The sequence below is a fragment of the Burkholderia sp. AU32262 genome (assembly GCF_020419985.1).
Taxonomy (GTDB): domain Bacteria; phylum Pseudomonadota; class Gammaproteobacteria; order Burkholderiales; family Burkholderiaceae; genus Burkholderia; species Burkholderia semiarida.
The window spans coordinates 122365-138726 of record NZ_JAIZRS010000002.1; the positions used below are offsets into that span (position 1 = coordinate 122365).

Sequence of the window (16362 nt, forward strand, 5' to 3'; positions counted from 1 at the left end):
CCCTTCAGAGTCCGCCATGTACCCGACCGACACCGTGCAATCCCCGAGCGCCGCCCGGCCGCTCGCTGACCGGCAACTACGCCGGATCGTCATCGCCTCCGTCGCCGGCAACGCGATGGAATGGTATGACTTTTTCGTCTACGGCACGGCCGCGGCCCTCGTGTTCGGCCACGTGTTCTTTCCGCCCGGCGCATCGCCACTGGCCGGCAGCCTCGCCGCGTTCGCGGCATTCGCGCTCGGTTTCGTCGCGCGGCCGCTCGGCGGAATCGTGTTCGGCCACGTCGGCGATCGCTACGGACGCAAGGCGTCGCTCGTGTGGACGCTGCTGATCATGGGCGCATCGACCTTCGCGATCGGCCTGCTGCCGACCTACGCGCAGGTTGGGCTGTGGGCGCCGGCCGCGCTCGTCGTGCTGCGGCTGCTGCAGGGCATCGCGTCCGGCGGCGAATGGGGCGGCGGCGTGCTGATGATCAGCGAGAACGCGCCGCCCGAGCAGCGCGGCTATTACGCGGCGTGGAGCCAGCTCGGCGTGGGCGGCGGCTTCGTGCTGTCGTCGGCCGCGTTTCTCGCCGCGCAGGCGCTGCCGGACGACATGTTCCGCACGTGGGGCTGGCGGCTGCCGTTCCTCGCGAGCATCGCGATCTTCGCGATCGGCATCTATATCCGCCGCCATCTGCCGGAAAGCCGCGACTTCGAGCAGGCCGGCAAGCGCGGTGCGCGCACGCACTTGCCGATCGTCGAGTGCATCCGCCGCCATCCGAAGGAAATCCTGCTCGCGATGGGGCTGCGCGTGGCCGAGAACGGCGGTGCGTACATCTTCCTCGCGTTCTCGCTCGTCTACGGCAAGTACGTCGGGATTCCGAACGGCACGATGCTGACCGGCGTGATGATCGCGATGATCGTCGAGATGGGCGCAATGCTCGCGTGGGGTCGCCTGTCCGACCGGATCGGCCGCAAGCCCGTGTACCTGATCGGCGCGCTGAGCCTGATCGCGTGCGCGTTTCCGTTCTTCTGGCTGCTCGATACGCGCGTGACGCCGCTCGTGTGGCTCGCGCTGACGGTCGGCACGGCGGTGAGCCACGGTGCGATGATCGGCACGCTGCCGGCGCTCGTCGGCGAGCTGTTCAGCACCGAAGTGCGTTACTCGGGCGTCGCGCTCGGCCACGAAGTCGCGTCGATCTTCGCGGGCGGCATGTCGCCGCTGATCGCGACCGCGCTGCTCGCGCGCTATCACGCGTCGTGGCCCGTATCGCTGTTCCTCGTCGCGCTCGGCCTCGTGACCGTCGCGACGCTGTGCGTGATGCGCGAGACGCGTGCCGTACCGGCGGCCGGCCCGCGCGGCGACGCGGCATGAGCGCGCGGCCAGCGCCGGCCGCCGCACCCGCGTTGCCGGTAAACGATTGGCGCACCGGTTCACGGCGCCACGTGCGCGCTGGCGCGGCGCCGCAAGCGCACGCAGCCGCAACGTCGAGGCTACGCGTCCCGGCCGCGCCGCGCGCTGTCGAACGTCGGCGCGAGCCCAAGATGGTCGAGCAGCCGCGCGAATTCGCCGAGCCGCCGGCGCATGTACGCGGGCACATCCACGTTCGCGTAGTCGTGGAAGCCGGCGCCCGTGCGCACGCCGTCGCGGCCGGCTTCCATGTTGCGCACGACGCTCGCGGCCGGCGCGAAGCGCGGCCCGATCTCGCCGGCCAGGTACGTCGACGCGTAATACAGGATGTCGCAACCGCCCCAGTCGATGAATTCGAGCAGCCCGAGCACCGCGAAGCGCGGGCCGAAGCCGGTGCGGATGGCCGTGTCGATATCCTCCGCGCTTGCGACGCCTTCCTCGACCATCCGTGCGGCCTCGTTCATCGCGAGCGCCTGGATGCGCGGCACGATATAGCCGGGCGCCGGCCCGCAGATCACCGGCTTCTTGCCCACGCGTTCGAGCAGCGCCGCGAGCGCGTCGACGACGGACCGATCCGTTACATCGCTGCGGCTGACCTCGACGAGCGGCATCAGCAGCGCGGGATTGAGCCAGTGTGCGTTCAGCATCCGCGCCGGGTGCGCGACGTAGCGCTGCAATTCGGTGACGACGAACGTCGACGTGGTGGACGCGATCGTTGCGTGCGCATCGACGTGTTCGCCGAGCCAGCGCAGCGCGTCCGCCTTGGCATCGAGCACTTCGGGCAGCGCTTCGAACACGATATCGGCATCGCGCACCGCGTCGGCCGCGCCGTCCCGCGCGACGATCGCGATGCGCGCGACGACGGCATCCGCCTGTGCGGCATCGATGCGGCCCAGCGCGACCTGCGCATGCAGCGGCCGGGCGATCTCGTCGCGCGTGCGATCGTCGAATGCGCGACGGCCGGCCGCATCGCGCGGCTTGAAGTCGATCAGCGTCACGTCGAGGCCCGCGAACGCGAACACGAGCGCGATGCCCTGCCCCATGCGCCCCGCGCCGAGCACGTGGATGCGCGTCACTTCCGCGGCCGCCTTCATGCCGTGTACCCCGCGCCGAGCAGCACGCGCAGCGCGTCGCGTGACAGCGCCGCGAGCCCGAGCCGTTCCAGCGTGCGGCCTTCCGCGTACAGGTCGCGCACCGCCACCGCGCTCGCGATGCCCAGCAGCCCCTGCGCGACGGGCGTCGGCACGCCGGCCCAACGCCCGCACGACACGATGAACGACAGCCCGAGCCGGGTGTCCTCGAGCATGTAGCGATGCGTGCGCAGATCGATCTTCTCGCGCCAGTCGCCGCTATCGGTCAGCTTGCCGTGCGCGCCACGCCCGTACATCCACTCGTCGCCGTCGGTCGCATAGTGATCGGCGAGCGGAAAATGCGGCGCGCGGTAGCCGAGCGCTTCGCGCACCGCGATACGTTCGGCGTCGAGCGCGTTCGTCACGCGGCGGATCGACGGCTGCGTGCCTTCGTTGTGGATGTCCCACGCGTCGAAGTGTTCGAGCGGCCCGGCGTTCATCAGGATCAGCGGCGGATGGATCACCGGGCCCGCGTTCATCAGCGCGCCGGACAACGCATCCTCGACCGCCTCGACCGACGGATAGCCCGCACGCAGCACGTCGAACGCCCAGCCGGCCGCGTTCGCCGGCCACACGCCGGTCGGCAGGCGCGTCGCGTACGCGCTGATCACGACGTCGTTGTCGCCATGCTTGCGCACGAGGTACGGCAGCGTGCCCGTTTCGGCGAACGCGACGCGCGCACGATTGCCGGCGTCGGCCGCCGCGCGAGCGAACACGGCGCTGCCGAACGTGCCGGGCGGCAGAAACACGACCTGGCCGTCCTCCAGCAGCGGCGCGACCTGCGCGGCGAGCGCGTCGTGCGACGTGGCCGGCAGCGGCACCACGACGAGCCGCGCGCCGCTCAGCGCGGCGGCGAGATCGTCGGTCAGGCGAATCGCGCCGGGCGCGTCGCCGAGCGGCACCGTGCGCTTGCCGCGATAGTCGGTGACGTTCAGCACGCCGAGCTCGCGCAGCCGCGCATGCGGCGCGCGGTCGCGCCGCCACCACGTCACGTCGTGGCCTTTTTCGAGCAGGTCGATGGCCGCCGCATGGCAGCCGTGGCCGCCGCCCAGAACACATACCTTCATCGTTTTCTCCCGGTGATCGAGTCTGTCCGAGACTACGCGGCCGCCTGCGCCGCGTCGCTTCAAAACGCGCAACGACGCGCCCGTTCGCGCAACGCAATCGCGGCGCCGTGCACGACGCTGCACGCCCGCCTCCGCTTCGAGGTCTAGGAATGGACATCGCCCTTTCCCGTCATGCGCCGAACCGGCTCGGCACGCTGCAGGCGCCCGACGAAGTCGAACGCGCGGTCGCGCATCGTCTCGGGCCGCATCGGATGGCCGCGTCCGGCCGCGATCCGTTTCATGCGGAGCTGTACGAGGTGCCGCTGCATCACGGCGCGCTGCTCGAACTCTGCTACGGTCGTGAAACGCGCATCGATTTCGGCGACGACGCCGATCACTTCCTGTTCCGGCTGACGCTCGCGGGCGCGTGCGAACTGCAGGCCGGCAGCGTCGTCGCGCGCGCCGGCCCCGGCGCGCTGACCGTGTCGTCGCCCGCGCTCGCGAGCCGCCTGCGCACGAGCCGCGATTGCCGCAATCTCGTGCTGCGGCTCGAACGCGGCGCGCTCGAACGCAAGCTGCAGGACATGCTGCGCGCGCCGCTCACGCGGCCGCTGCAATTCGACCTCGCGACGAGCGGCGCGGGCGCGGGCGCCGCGCTCGTGCTGTCGACCTTCGAATACCTGTGCCGGCTCGGCGCGCAGCCGCGCATCGGCACGGCGTCGCCGGTGGTCGGCGCGGACCTCACCGCGTGGCTGATGTCGCTGCTGCTCACGCACCTGCCGCACGCGTACAGCGACGCGCTGCTGCGCGGCACGCCACCGCTGCCCGCGCACGTGCGGCGCGCGTGCGCTCACGTCGATGCGCACCTCGGCGAACCGCTCGCGCTCGCCGTGCTGGCGGCCGTCGCGGGCGTCGCGCCGCGCACGCTGCAGCATGCGTTCCGCGCGTTCCTGCACACCACGCCGGCCGCGTACGTGCGCGAGCGCCGGCTCGCCGCCGTGCACGCGGCGCTGCAACGCGGCGACGCGCGCAGCGTGACCGACGTGCTGATCGCGCACGGCATCCATGGCTTCGGCCATTTCGCGAAGGCATATGCGCGGCGTTACGGCCACGCGCCTTCCGTCACCGCGAGGCAGACACGTTGACGCTCTCCACTCCCGGCCGCGCGACGGCCCCCGCCCGCCCCGAAGCCGCGCCGCACGACGGCGACTCGCCCGACGGCCTGCGCGTGCAGGATCTCGATCTCAACTTGTTGAAGACGTTTCGCGCGGTGTATGAAGAGCAGAACGTCGGCCGCGCGGCGCTGCGGCTCGGCGTCACGCAGCCGTCCGTCAGCCACGCGCTCGGCAAGCTGCGGCTGATGTTCCGCGACGCGCTGTTCGTGCGCACCGGCACCGGCGTCGAGCCGACCCCGCGCGCGCAACGGCTCGCGATCTCGGTCGACAAGGCGCTCGCGATCCTGCAGGGCGTGCTCGACGAAGGCTCGCGCTTCGCGCCCGACAGCACGCAGCGCGTGTTCCGCCTGCATATGAGCGATTTCGCGGCGAGCGCGTTCCTGCCGACGCTGCTCGCCGCGTTCGACCGGCGCGCGCCGGGCGCCGTGATCGAGACGCTGCACGTCGACGAATGCCAGCTCAACGTCGCGCTCGAATCGGGGCGAATCGACTTCGCGCTCGGGCATTTCGCCGATGCGTCGAGCCATTTCCAGCGCACCGCGCTGCTGCACGAGCGCTGCGTGCTGCTGATGCCGCGCCGCACCGCCCGGCGCGTCGGCCTGCCCGACGATTTCGTGCTCGACGGCGCGGCGCCCGACGCGCTGCGCTTCGTCGCGATCACGTCGCATCCACAATCGATGCAATTGCTCGAACGGCACGAACTGATGCCGCGCGTGCGCGCGGCGCTGCCCGATTTCATGGTGGTGCCGGCATTACTGCAAGGCGGCGACTATGCGCTGATCCTGCCGGAGACGATCGCGATCACGTTCGCGGCGCGCCAGCCGTGCGTGCTGTACGAAGTCGCCGGCGCCGGCGAGTGGGCCGTCAACGCGTACTGGCATCGCCGCTTCGACGCGGACCCCGGCCATCGCTGGCTGCGCGCGCTGCTGCTCGAACTGTTCAATATCGGCGAGCAGGCGCCGTTCGACACATGGCTCGCGCCGCAGCCGCCCGCCTGCGCGTAGCGGCGCGAGCGGGCCCGCACCAGGGCGCGGGTCCGCCAAAACGCTCAGAACGACGTGAGGATGCCCGCGACGAGCGCGCTCGCGGTCGCGCCAGGCTTCGCGACCGCGACGCCGCCGCCCGCCGCGCCGTTGACGACGAAGCGCGCACGCGCGCCGTTGCGCACCATCGCGGCGCCCGTGTACAGCACCGTGCGCTTCGACAGCGGATAGTCGAAGCGGATGCCGTACGAATCGGCGTTGCCGTCGCTGTCGGCGACCTTCCGGTAATGGCCGACGCTCAGCAGCAGCGACGCGCGCCCGATCGGCACCGTCGCGCTGAGCTCCATGATGTCGCTGTGCGGATACGCGCTCTGGCTGTCGACCGCGGTCGCCACATCGGGGCCGCCGCGATGGCGCATGTACAGCGCGGCCACCTTCACGACCTTGAAGTCGTACGAAATCGCGCCGAGCGTGTAGTTGCCGTTCGCGGCCGGGCTCGTGTTGCCGAGCGTCGATGTGGCTACCGGGCTGAACTTCTGCTGCATGTAGTCGACGTCGACCGACAGCCCGCCGCGCACGTAGTTGATGCCCGCGCCGTACGTATCACCGAGCGTCGCCGGCTGGCCGGCCGCGCCATTGGCGCCGCGCGCGGCCATCGCGCGCAGCATGAAGCCAGCGTAGCGCGGCGACGTGTAGCGCATCGAGTTGCGCACGCGCAGGAACGCGGGCCCGACGAAGTTGTTGGTCGCGTTGCCCCAGGCGAGCCCCGCGCCGAGGCCGGGCAGGCTGTACGTGACGAGCGTCGTATGCAGGATCGTGTAGAGCTCGCCGAACTGCACGCCGCCGAACGGCCCCGTGATGCCGACCCACGCTTCGCGGCCGAACAGCGCGCTGCTGTTCGACAACGCGCCGCTCGCCGCATTGAAGCCGTTCTCGAGCTTGAAGATCGTCGCGTAGCCGCCGCCGAGATCCTCGACACCTTTCAGCCCCCACTGCGACGCCCACAGGTTGCCGCTGCCCATGCGTGTCACGTGGTTCGGCCCGGCGTTCACGTATTCGATCGCGGTGTCGATGCGGCCGTAGAGCGTCATGCTCGATTGCGCGGCGGCCGGCAGCGTCATGCACGCGAGCAGCGCGGCAAGCAGTACGGCAAGCCGGTCGGCCCGCCCGTTCGGTTGGTTCATCTGCGTCGTCCCGTAGAAGTTGCGGCGCCTGTCGGCATCGCGCCGCTCGGTGTGAAGCGCGTTCGCCTTGAGACGCGAACGCCGCCGATCAAAACCCGGCCGAGTCTAGGAACGACAATTTCGGACGTCGACGCAATGCGCTCTATAACGCTTATAGACGCGCCGCATGATGCGCGCGCGCCCCGTCGCACGTACGCTGCGGGGCGGCTCGCGCGCAAGGCCTCGGTGTTTTCTTTATCCGCGTCGGTAAATGTCCGTGTGGCGCGGCTGTCACTCCGGCTATGGCGGCCGAATTTGGCCGACTACGCTGCGTCACCGATCGTGTCACCCGCACGCGTTCGCGCCGCGACGGCGCCCGGCCCGCGAGGCCGATGCCGCGCGTTTCCACCGCCCGCTCCTGGAGAACCCGCATGTCCGCATCCACGGCCCGCGCTGCCGACGGCAAGCGCTATACGTACGAATGGTATGTCGTCGTCATCTGCATGCTCGCGTACATCTTTTCATTCGTCGACCGCCAGGTCCTCGTGCTGATGATCGAACCGATCAAGCGCGACCTGCATTTGTCCGATACGCAGTTCAGCCTGCTCAACGGCTTCGCGTTTTCGCTGTTCTATGCGGTGATGGGGCTGCCGGTCGCGTATCTCGCCGACCGCTATGCGCGCCCGCGCATCATCTCGCTCGGCATCGCGCTGTGGAGCGTCGCGACCGCCGCATGCGGGCTCAGCCAGCATTTCGTGCAGATGTTCGTCGCGCGGATGGGCGTCGGTGTCGGCGAGGCCGCGCTGTCGCCCGGCGCGTATTCGATGCTCGCCGACTACTTCCCGAAGGAGAAGCTCGGCCGCGCGATCGCCGTGTATTCGCTCGGCTCGTTCATCGGCGGCGGCATCGCGTTCCTGATCGGCGGCTACGTGATCGCGCTGCTCAAGCATGCGAGCGCGTTCACGCTGCCGATCGTCGGGCAGGTGCATGCCTGGCAGGTCACGTTCCTGATCGTCGGGCTGCCGGGGATCCTCGTTGCGCTGCTGTTCGCCGCGACCGTGCGCGATCCGCAGCGCAAGGGGCTCGCGCAGGATCGCTCGGGCGCCGTGCGGCGCGTGTCGATGCGCGATTCGCTGCGCTTCGTCGGCGCGCATCGCGCGACCTTCGCGTGCCACTACCTCGGCTTCTCGTTCTATGCGATGACGCTGTACTGCCTGCTGAGCTGGACGCCCGCGTTCTATATCCGCCACTTCGGGATGACGGCCGTCGAAGCCGGCTACACGCTCGGCATCGTGCTGCTGGCCGCGAACACGGCCGGCGTGTTCTGCGGCGGCTGGCTCAACGACTGGCTGCTGCGGCGCGGCCGAAGCGATGCGCCGATGCGTGCCGGCGCGATCGGCGCCGCGTGCATGGTGATTCCCGCGACGCTGTTCACGCAGCTCGACAGCCTGCCCGCGTCGCTCGCGATGCTGGTCGTCGCGATGTTCTTCGCATCGTTCCCGATGCCGACGTCGACCGCCGCGATGCAGACGCTCGCGCCGAACCAGATGCGCGCGCAGATCTCCGCGCTGTTCCTGCTCGTGTCGAACCTGATCGCGCTCGGGATCGGCACGACCGTCGTCGCGCTATTCACCGATCGCGTGTTCGGCGCGCCGGCCGCGGTCGGCCATTCGATGGCGATCGTCAACGTCGCGGCGGCCACGCTGGCCGCGCTGCTGCTCGCCGCAGGGTGCCGCCGCTATCGCCGCAGCCTCGAACGCGAACGCGGTCATGCAGCGGCATCGGCTTCGGCTGACGCGGCCGTCGACGGCGGCAACGCCATCGCCGCTCGCTGAAGCCGCGCGGTTCACCGATCGCGCGGTCGGTGTACCGGCCGCGCGAGCGCCGCCACGCCGACCGGCGACAATCGGCACGCCCACCATCATCCATCCCGCTTATTCCAACATCGATTTTTAATCGATTTGATTTATGCGAGGCCCATCCCTATTCTCGATTGCATGCCGGCGCGGGCTCGGCCGCGCCGCTTTTCTCTACCCCACGGAATTTCCCATGCAAGCGAACCGCCACCAGGTCCGGATCGACGCGCTGATCGACGCGGCGCAGGACATCCGCTGTTTCCGGATCTCGCGCGTCGACGGCCAGCCGTTCGACGCGTACGAACCCGGCGCCCATATCGACGTCACCGCGCCGTCCGGCATCACGCGGCAATACTCGCTGTGCGGCAACCCCGACGAGCGCCGCAGCTACCTGTTCGCGGTGAAGAAGGAAACGCACTCGCGCGGCGGCTCGCGCTCGCTGCACGACGACGTAAGCGTCGGCGCCGAGTTGTCGATCGGCGCGCCGCGCAACCTGTTTCGCTTGACCGATGCCGCGAATGAGCACGTGCTGGTCGCAGCCGGCATCGGCATCACGCCGCTGCTGTCGATGGCGTATGCGCTGAACCGGCGCGGCGCACGCTACCGGTTGCATTACTTCGCGCGCAGCCGCGACCACGCGGCCTTCGTCGACGAATTGTCGGCCGAGCCGTTCGCATCGCACGTGACGTTCCACTACGGCGTCGAGCCCGATACGCTCGCGGCCGAACTCGGCCGCTGCATGGAGTCGATCGACTCGAGCGCGCATGTCTATACGTGCGGGCCCGGGCCGTTCATGGATGCGGTCGTCGCCGCCGCGGCCACGCGCGTTCCGGAAGACGCGATTCATCTCGAACGCTTCGCGGCGGAACCGTCGGCGGCCGTCACCGCCGCGGATGACGCCGCGGCGAAGGGCTTCGAAGTGCGCCTGCAACGCAGCGGCAAATCGCTGCGCGTCGCACCCGATACGTCGATCGTCGACGCACTCGCGAAGATCGGCATCGAGGTCGATACCTCATGCGGCGAAGGCGTGTGCGGCACCTGCATGGTGCCGGTGCTCGACGGCGAACCCGATCATCGCGATCACTGCCTGAGCAAGGCCGAGCGCGCGAGCAACACGGTGATCTGCTGCTGCGTGTCGCGTGCGCGCTCGCCCGTGCTCGTGCTCGATCTCTGATGCGCGGGGGCGCGCTGGCGCATCGCGATCTGCCGATCGGCTGACGCACCGATGCGCTGCAGGTCGGGACAGGCCGGCGCCGGCGACACGCGGCCGCCGCCCATCTCGCACCGCCCTGATCGTCATTCGTCGAAACGCTCGACGATCTCCGCGAGCAGCGCGCGCATCCATGCGTTGCCCTCGTCCTCGTGGAAATGCTCGTGCCAGTGCATCGTCACCGGCGCGGGCGGCAGCGTGACCGGCAGGTCGTACAGGCGGAATGCGTTGTCGCGGCTCAGGATCCGCGCGAGCCGCTTCGGCAGCGTCGCGTACAGATCGGTGACCGACAGCACGCTCGGCAGCGCGACGAAGTGCGGTACCTCGAGCGCGATGTTGCGGCCCACGCCTTGCGCGCGCAACGCATCGTCGAGCGCGTGGTGGCTGTGCTCGACCGATTTCACGTTCACGTGCGCGGCGCGCACGAACTGCTCGAGACTCAGCGCGGCGCCGGCCGGCAAGCCGCGCCGCCGGCCCGTCATGCACACGTAGGTTTCCTCGAACAGCACCTGGTGGCGCGTGCGCGGCATCAACTCCGGCAGGTTGCCGATCGCGAAGTCGAGCCGGCTCGCGCGCAGCGCTTCCTCGATCTCCTCCACCGGCAGCGGCTGCACGCTGAGCGTCACGCGCGGCGCGCGCTCGCGCAGCGCCCGGCAGATCGCCGGCAGGTACGCCATCTCGCCCGCATCCGACAGCGACAGCCGGAACGTGCGCGTGCTGGTGGCCGGATCGAAGCGCTCCGCGTAGCGCAGCGCGACGCGCACCATGTCGAGCGCCTTGCCGACGATGCCGGCGAGTTCCAGCGCGACCGGCGTCGGCTGCATGCCGGCGCGCGTGCGCACGAACAGCGGATCGTCGAACAGCGTGCGCAGCCGGCCGAGCGAATAGCTGACGGCCGGCTGCGACAGCGCAAGCCGCTCGCCGGCCTTCGTCAGGCTGCGTTCCTCGACGATCGCCTGGAATACGCGCAACAGGTTCAGATCGAGATGATCGACCGATGTCATCGTGACCTCCATCATTTGCCGCATTTATTTGATCATCGATTTTAGATCAATTTGACCGATATGTAGCAGAAGACGAGACTGATCTCCGGACGCTGCGCCCGGCGCGGCCCGATTTCCGCGACTCTTTCCCCACGACGACGATGAGCGACATTGCCTACCAGACGATCGACACCCGTGCGTTGCACGGTCTCGCGCAGCCCGACCGCATCGCGCCCGCGATGTACCACGACCCCGCGCTGTTCGAAGCCGAGCTCGACCGGATCTTCTACCGCACCTGGATCTGGGTCGCGCACGAAAGCGAACTGCCGAACCCGGGCGACTTCATCACGACGACGATCGGCCGCCAGCCGGTGATCGTCGTGCGCGACAGGACGGGCGAGGTCAACGTGCTGCAGAACCGCTGCCGCCATCGCGGCGCGACCGTGTGCGAAGCGCACAAGGGCAACGCGAAGGGCTTCACGTGCCCGTATCGCAGCTGGTCGTACGCGCTCGACGGCACGCTGCGCGCGCTGCCGTACGGCGACGGCTACGAAGGCGTGTGCGACAAGGGCGACCTGCCGCTCGTGAAGCTGCGCGTCGGCGTGTACCAGGGGTTGATCTTCGCGAGCTTCAACGACGCGATCGAGCCGCTCGAAGATTTCCTCGGCGGCGCGAAGCCGTGGATCGACCTGTTCATGAAACAGGGCGCCGGCTACCCGATCAAGGCGAACGGCGAGCACAAGTTCAGGTTCAAGGGCAACTGGAAGATCCAGCTCGAGAACACCACCGACCTCTACCACTTCCCGGTCGTGCACAAGTCGTGGATGAAGTCGATCGACGACGAAACGGCCGCCGCGATCACGCGCTTCATGACGAGCGAGGACGCGTTCTGCCGCGCGCTCGGCAACGGCCACAGCCTCGCGGTGCTGATGCCCGAGCTGATCGATCTCGACGCGGACGACGGCGCCCCGCTGCCCGAACGCTTCGCGCCGCTCGCGGCGAAGCTCGCCGAGCGCCACGCGCCGGACGAAGTGCGCCGCATCGTGCGCTCGCTGATGGGCGTCGGCTTCAACCTGAACCTGTTCCCGAACCTCGCGCTGTCGATGGCGTTCTTCCGCGTGCTGCGGCCGATCTCCGCGAACGAAACCGAGATCCGCCACGTCGCGCTCGCGATGGACGGCGGCCCCGACGAAGCGAATCGCGAGCGGCTTCGCATTCACGAGCATTTCCAGGGCCCGTTCGGCTTCGGCAGCCCCGACGACGCGGAAGCGTGGGAGCGCGTGCAGCGCGGCGCGCATGCGGGGCCCGACGTGCCGATCCTCGTGAATCGCGGGCTGAACCGTGAAATTACCGCCGCGAACGGCGAAAAGACCGCGCACGCGACCGACGAAACCGGCATGCGCGAGGCCTACCAGCAGTGGCGCAAGATGATGGAGCAACAGTGATGGACGACCGCAACGCCCTCTTTTCCGAGCAGACCTTCGCCCGCACGGTCGAATTCGTGTGGCGCGAAGCCGAGATGCTCGACCGTCGCGACTACCGCGCATGGCTCGACCTGTGGGATCCGGCCGGCCACTACGTGGTGCCGATCGATCCCGGCGCGACCGACTTCGCGGCGACGCTGAACTACGTGTTCGACGACCACGACATGCGCGAGAAGCGTGTGCAGCGGATGGTGTCCGGTTACTCGGCGTCGGCCGCCGACGCGGCGCGCACGGTGCGCACCGTGTCGCGCTTCACGCTGGAGAGCGGCAGCGCCGACACCGTCGAGCTGAAATCGGCGCAGGTCGTCGTCGCGTACAAGCGCGGTGCCGCGACGCTGTTCGCGGCCGACGTCACGCACAAACTGCACGTCGATGCCGACGGCGAGATGCGGATCGCGGAGAAGGTCGTGCGCCTGATCGACTCGACCGAAGCGCTCAGCGCGATCGGCTTCCTGCTGTAAGCCGTGGCCGGTTCACAGCTGCACGCGCAAAGGTGAACCGGTCACCTTCACCTTTCCGAGCCATCATGCCCACACTCGAAGTTTTCCTGCCGGCCGGCCATGACGATGCGCGCAAGGCCGAACTGATCGCGAGACTGACCGATGCGACCGTCGACGCGATCGGCGCACCGATCGAATCGGTGCGCGTGCTGCTCACCGAACTGCCCGCGACGCATATCGGCCTCGGCGGCCGCAGCGCCGCGGACGGCGCGCCGCCGTCGCTGCCGGTGATCGTCGCGATCCTGATCGCCGGCCGCACCGACGAGCAGAAGCGCGCGCTGATCGCCGCGCTGTCCGACGCGGGCGCGAACGTGCTCGACGCGCCGCTGCAGGCGACGCGCGTGATCATCAAGGACATTCCGAACACCGACTTCGGCATCGGCGGCCGGACCGCGCGGGCGCTGGGGCGCTGACGATGCGCCGTGCGCCGCCGCCCCGCCGCGACGCGCCGCCGCGGTTGCGCTCAACCATCGGCGAGCGGCAACGTGACGCGGCAGTCGAGCCCGCCGCCCGCGGCCGCGCTCGCGGCAATCCGCCCGCCGTGGCGCGCGACGATGCTCTTGCACAGCGACAACCCGATCCCGTTGCCGCCGGCCTTCGACGACGAGAAGCCGTCGAACAGCCGCTCGTGCGCGCCGGCCTCGATGCCCGGGCCATTGTCGACCGCACGCAACTCCGCCTGGCCGGCCACGTTCGCGGTGCCGAGCGTCAGCGTGCGCGGCACGCGCTCGCAACTGGCGAATGCCTCGATCGCATTGAACGCGAGATTCAGGATCACCTGCCCGATCAGCACGCGCTCGCAACGGATCGGCAGCGGTGTGTCGGCCTGCACGATCGTCACCGTCACGCCGGCCTCCTTCGCGCGCAGCTCGATGAAGTACGCGACGTCCGCGAGGATGTCGCGCAGGTCGGCCCGCGCGACGACCGGCTCGCGCTTCACGATGAACTCGCGCACGCTCTTGATGATCAGCGCCGCGTGCTCGGCCTGCCGGTCCGCGCTGCGCAGCCCCCAGATCGCATCGTCGACGGCGCCGTTGCCGTTCAGCCGTCGCACCGCGCCTTCGATGAAATTGCGCACGGCCGCGAGCGGCTGGCTCAACTCGTGCGCGATCACGGTCGCCATCTCGCCCATCGCGTTGTAACGGCCCGCGTATTCGAGCATCCGCGCCTCGGCGCGCCGCGCGTCCTCGATCGCGACTTCGTCGCTCACGTCGCGGAACTGCACGAGCAGCCCGTCGAGATCGCCTTCGATCTCGACCTGCCGGCACAGGATGCGCAGCCAGCATGCCGAGCCGTCGCGCCGCACGATCCGGTAGCGCTGCGGCGCGGACGGATGCGCCGACGGTGCATCGCGCAACTGCGCGACGAGCCGGTCGCGATCGGCTTCGGCGCAGTAGTCGAGCACCTCGCCGAGCGGTTCGCCGGGCGCGAGCCCGAGCACGCGGCGGCCCGACTCGCTGATGAACTGCACGCCGCCGTGCGGCGTCACGACCGCGATCCCTTCGTCGAGATCCTGCATGAACTCGCGCAGCCGCGCCTCGTAGCGGCGCAATTGCTGGCGCACCGCCTCTTCCGCGCTGATGTCGCGAAACTGCACCATCACGACGTCGCGCCCGCGCAGCGGCACGTAGGTCGCGGTGGCCTCGGACAGCATGTCGACGCCCGTACGCGATCGATAACACCACTCGTACACCTGCGGCCCGTCGACGAGCGCGCGATCCCACGCGCTCACCGCGATCTCGCGCCGGTACTTCGGCTCGGGGCGCGTCATGTCCGGCGCCTTCAGCGGCAGCAATTCCTCGACGGAAAAACCGAGCGCGATGCACGCGGCGCGATTCGCCCACACGATCGCCTTGGTCTGCGCGTCGTGCAGCAGCACGCACGTGGTCAGCGCGTCGAGCAGCCGGTGGAAATCGTCTTCGTCTGGAAAACTCATGATCGGATTCGGAGCAAGGCGCGCGGCGTCGCGCGGCCGGAAGCCCAACATAGCACCGGCGCGCGCCGATCGCATCTGAAGATTTCTTTAGGCCGGCACGGAGCGTCACCAGTCAGGCGGCCCAACGCACCAATTGCTGCGTGTTTTCGGCGTTTCTAGACTAGGGTCTGTTTGCATATGACACGCACGTGCGAATGCCCGACATCGCCCCATCCCCAGGAGACTTTCATGCCGCAAGCCGCCCTCGCCATCGAATCCGCGCCGCCTTCGCCGCCCGCGGCCCGTCCCGCGGCCGGGCAGTTGTCGCCGCTCGACGCGGTGATCGAAACCGTCGCCGCCCGCCGCGACGAATTCGACCGGCTGTCGCACGTGCCGCGCGACGTGATCGCGCTGTTCAAGCAGGCCGGCATCTATCGCGCGGGCACGCCGCGCCGCTTCGGCGGCGACGCGCTCGCGCCGACCGCGTTCCTCGACATGATCGAACGGATCGCAACCGCCGACGGCTCGGCCGCGTGGGTCGCGAGCTTCGGCTCCGCGAACGTCTACCTCGCCGCGCTGCCGCTCGACACGCAGGCCGAGCTGTACGCGAGCGGCCCCGATCAGGTGTTCGCGGGCGGCCTGTTTCCGGTGCAGCCCGCGCAGGACGCACCGGGCGGCTGGCGCGTGAACGGCACGTGGAAATTCGCGAGCGGCTGCAAGGGCGCCGACTGGCTCGGCGTCGGCATCGCCGTGCCGGGCGTGCGGGACGCGGCGCCCAACAAGCCGCGCACGGCCGTGTTCCGCGCCGCCGACGTCGAGATCGTCGAGAACTGGAGCGTGGTCGGCATGCAAGGCACCGGCAGCCACGACCTGCGCGTGAACGACCGCTTCGTGCCCGAAGCGTGGACCTTCGTGCGCGGCGGCGAGGCGACGGTCGACGAGCCGCTGTACCGCTACCCGACCGTCGCGTATGCGGCGCAGGTGCTGGCCGTCGTCAACCTCGGCCTCGCGCGCGCGGCGCTCGACGTCGTGAACCGGATGTCGGGCGGCCGCCAGACGACGACCGGCGCGCCGCGTCTCGCCGATCGCGCGTACTACCGCATCGAGCTCGCGAAGGCCGAGGCGCAACTGCGCTCGGCACGCGCGTTCTTCTACGACGCGACCGATACCGTGTGGCAATCGATCCTCGCCGGCAATCCGGTGACGCCCGACCAGGTCAGCCTGCTGCGGCTCGCGGCCACGCAGATCGCGCGCGAAGGCGCGAGTGTCGTCGAACGCGCGTACCGCCTCGGCGGCACGGCGGCGATCTATCGCACACATCCGTTGCAGCGGTTGCTGCGCGATGCGATGGTCGTCACGCAGCACGCGTTTCTCGGCGAAGGCAACTTTGACGGCGCGGGCGCGGTGTTCACCGGCGTCACGCCGTTTCCCGGCTATCTGTGACCGGCATCGACCGCAACCGCGATGCATACGCATGAAACCGGATCCGGAGCGCGCTCGCCGGCCGGATCATGCATCCAACCGATT

The 16362-nt window shown here is 69.6% G+C and carries 14 protein-coding genes; 9 read left to right on the forward strand and 5 right to left on the reverse strand.

The features are described 5' to 3' along the window. Window positions 1-16: 16 nt before the first annotated feature. Window positions 17-1354 carry an MFS transporter gene (locus tag LGN10_RS02170; protein WP_226221493.1) on the forward strand — a complete coding sequence of 446 codons (1338 nt, stop codon included), beginning with the start codon at window positions 17-19 and terminating at the stop codon, window positions 1352-1354. 119 nt (window positions 1355-1473) lie between these two features. Here LGN10_RS02170 and LGN10_RS02175 read toward each other — a convergent pair whose 3' ends face one another. Both LGN10_RS02175 and LGN10_RS02180 read right to left on the reverse strand, forming a co-directional pair. Continuing rightward, on the reverse strand, window positions 1474-2484 hold the full coding sequence (locus LGN10_RS02175; RefSeq protein WP_226221495.1) for a 3-hydroxybutyryl-CoA dehydrogenase: 1011 nt from the start codon (window positions 2482-2484) through the stop codon (window positions 1474-1476). Then, window positions 2481-3587: an NAD/NADP-dependent octopine/nopaline dehydrogenase family protein gene (locus LGN10_RS02180; protein WP_226221496.1), complete on the reverse strand. Its 1107-nt coding sequence runs from the start codon at window positions 3585-3587 to the stop codon at window positions 2481-2483. Before LGN10_RS02180 ends, LGN10_RS02175 begins: the two co-directional genes overlap by 4 nt. Before the next feature lie 149 nt (window positions 3588-3736). Between LGN10_RS02180 and LGN10_RS02185 the strand changes: the two genes are divergently transcribed. Then, window positions 3737-4711 (forward strand): AraC family transcriptional regulator, encoded by a 975-nt coding sequence (locus tag LGN10_RS02185; protein WP_226221498.1) that lies wholly within the window; start codon window positions 3737-3739, stop codon window positions 4709-4711. After that, window positions 4708-5745 carry a LysR family transcriptional regulator gene (locus tag LGN10_RS02190; RefSeq protein ID WP_226221505.1) on the forward strand — a complete coding sequence of 346 codons (1038 nt, stop codon included), beginning with the start codon at window positions 4708-4710 and terminating at the stop codon, window positions 5743-5745. The genes LGN10_RS02185 and LGN10_RS02190 overlap by 4 nt, the downstream gene beginning before the upstream one ends. A gap of 44 nt (window positions 5746-5789) precedes the next feature. Here LGN10_RS02190 and LGN10_RS02195 read toward each other — a convergent pair whose 3' ends face one another. Continuing rightward, window positions 5790-6908, reverse strand: coding sequence for a porin (locus tag LGN10_RS02195; RefSeq protein ID WP_226221506.1), 1119 nt, complete (start codon window positions 6906-6908; stop codon window positions 5790-5792). Between the two features lie 410 nt (window positions 6909-7318). On the opposite strand from LGN10_RS02195, the gene LGN10_RS02200 reads away from it, so the two are divergent. Continuing rightward, window positions 7319-8722, forward strand: coding sequence for a spinster family MFS transporter (locus LGN10_RS02200; protein WP_226221507.1), 1404 nt, complete (start codon window positions 7319-7321; stop codon window positions 8720-8722). A gap of 214 nt (window positions 8723-8936) precedes the next feature. After that, window positions 8937-9917 carry a PDR/VanB family oxidoreductase gene (locus LGN10_RS02205; protein ID WP_226221508.1) on the forward strand — a complete coding sequence of 327 codons (981 nt, stop codon included), beginning with the start codon at window positions 8937-8939 and terminating at the stop codon, window positions 9915-9917. Between the two features lie 122 nt (window positions 9918-10039). Here the strand turns inward: LGN10_RS02205 and LGN10_RS02210 are convergent, their stop codons facing one another. Continuing rightward, on the reverse strand, window positions 10040-10957 hold the full coding sequence (locus LGN10_RS02210) for a LysR family transcriptional regulator (RefSeq protein WP_226221509.1): 918 nt from the start codon (window positions 10955-10957) through the stop codon (window positions 10040-10042). A gap of 140 nt (window positions 10958-11097) precedes the next feature. Here LGN10_RS02210 and LGN10_RS02215 point away from each other — a divergent pair, with 140 nt between their 5' ends. The 3 genes from LGN10_RS02215 to LGN10_RS02225 all read left to right on the forward strand — a co-directional run bounded on the left by LGN10_RS02215 (window position 11098) and on the right by LGN10_RS02225 (window position 13333). After that, window positions 11098-12381 (forward strand): aromatic ring-hydroxylating oxygenase subunit alpha, encoded by a 1284-nt coding sequence (locus LGN10_RS02215; protein ID WP_226221510.1) that lies wholly within the window; start codon window positions 11098-11100, stop codon window positions 12379-12381. Continuing rightward, a complete protein-coding gene (locus LGN10_RS02220; protein ID WP_226221511.1) occupies window positions 12378-12881 on the forward strand; it encodes an aromatic-ring-hydroxylating dioxygenase subunit beta in 504 nt (167 codons plus the stop codon). The genes LGN10_RS02215 and LGN10_RS02220 overlap by 4 nt, the downstream gene beginning before the upstream one ends. A gap of 65 nt (window positions 12882-12946) precedes the next feature. Next, window positions 12947-13333 (forward strand): tautomerase family protein, encoded by a 387-nt coding sequence (locus LGN10_RS02225; protein WP_060315739.1) that lies wholly within the window; start codon window positions 12947-12949, stop codon window positions 13331-13333. A 50-nt stretch (window positions 13334-13383) separates the two neighbouring features. Here the strand turns inward: LGN10_RS02225 and LGN10_RS02230 are convergent, their stop codons facing one another. Further along, window positions 13384-14931, reverse strand: coding sequence for a sensor histidine kinase (locus LGN10_RS02230; protein WP_226221512.1), 1548 nt, complete (start codon window positions 14929-14931; stop codon window positions 13384-13386). A 153-nt stretch (window positions 14932-15084) separates the two neighbouring features. On the opposite strand from LGN10_RS02230, the gene LGN10_RS02235 reads away from it, so the two are divergent. Continuing rightward, window positions 15085-16278 (forward strand): acyl-CoA dehydrogenase family protein, encoded by a 1194-nt coding sequence (locus tag LGN10_RS02235; protein ID WP_226221513.1) that lies wholly within the window; start codon window positions 15085-15087, stop codon window positions 16276-16278. Window positions 16279-16362: the final 84 nt, after the last annotated feature.

Bases quoted from the DNA above. Each gene is read 5' to 3' on its own strand.
- LGN10_RS02200 (WP_226221507.1), top strand. From the start codon at position 7,319: ATGTCCGCATCCACGGCCCGCGCTGCCGACGGCAAGCGCTATACGTAC.
- LGN10_RS02215 (WP_226221510.1), top strand. From the start codon at position 11,098: ATGAGCGACATTGCCTACCAGACGATCGACACCCGTGCGTTGCACGGT.
- LGN10_RS02195 (WP_226221506.1), bottom strand. From the start codon at position 6,908: ATGAACCAACCGAACGGGCGGGCCGACCGGCTTGCCGTACTGCTTGCC.
- LGN10_RS02180 (WP_226221496.1), bottom strand. From the start codon at position 3,587: ATGAAGGTATGTGTTCTGGGCGGCGGCCACGGCTGCCATGCGGCGGCC.
- LGN10_RS02175 (WP_226221495.1), bottom strand. From the start codon at position 2,484: ATGAAGGCGGCCGCGGAAGTGACGCGCATCCACGTGCTCGGCGCGGGG.
- LGN10_RS02235 (WP_226221513.1), top strand. From the start codon at position 15,085: ATGCCGCAAGCCGCCCTCGCCATCGAATCCGCGCCGCCTTCGCCGCCC.
- LGN10_RS02185 (WP_226221498.1), top strand. From the start codon at position 3,737: ATGGACATCGCCCTTTCCCGTCATGCGCCGAACCGGCTCGGCACGCTG.
- LGN10_RS02170 (WP_226221493.1), top strand. From the start codon at position 17: ATGTACCCGACCGACACCGTGCAATCCCCGAGCGCCGCCCGGCCGCTC.
- LGN10_RS02225 (WP_060315739.1), top strand. From the start codon at position 12,947: ATGCCCACACTCGAAGTTTTCCTGCCGGCCGGCCATGACGATGCGCGC.
- LGN10_RS02210 (WP_226221509.1), bottom strand. From the start codon at position 10,957: ATGACATCGGTCGATCATCTCGATCTGAACCTGTTGCGCGTATTCCAG.
- LGN10_RS02230 (WP_226221512.1), bottom strand. From the start codon at position 14,931: ATGCGATCGGCGCGCGCCGGTGCTATGTTGGGCTTCCGGCCGCGCGAC.
- LGN10_RS02205 (WP_226221508.1), top strand. From the start codon at position 8,937: ATGCAAGCGAACCGCCACCAGGTCCGGATCGACGCGCTGATCGACGCG.